A 231-nucleotide genomic window follows, 5' to 3' on the forward strand; every position below is an offset into this window, starting at 1 on the left:
CCTGGGCCAGTCCGAGGCCGCGCATGCCCTGGGCATCAAGTATCAAAGCCTGATGCGCGACATCATCCTGCCCCAGGCGTTCCGGCTGTCGCTGCCCGCCACCATCGGCTTTCTGGTGCAGCTGCTGAAGGGAACCTCGCTGGCAGCCATCGTGGGCTTTATCGAACTGACCCGCGCGGGCCAGATCGTGTCGAACCAGACCTTCAAGCCGCTGATCGTCTTTGGCATCGT

General features: G+C 63.2%; 1 protein-coding gene. It reads left to right on the top strand.

All coding sequences use genetic code 11. From position 1 onward, the window contains the following. Positions 1–231: ABC transporter permease subunit (locus NO357_RS21320; protein ID WP_376744416.1), on the top strand; the 231-nt coding region annotated here is incomplete at both ends.

The organism is Marimonas arenosa, assembly GCF_030848945.1.
Taxonomy (GTDB): Bacteria; Pseudomonadota; Alphaproteobacteria; order Rhodobacterales; family Rhodobacteraceae; genus Marimonas; species Marimonas arenosa.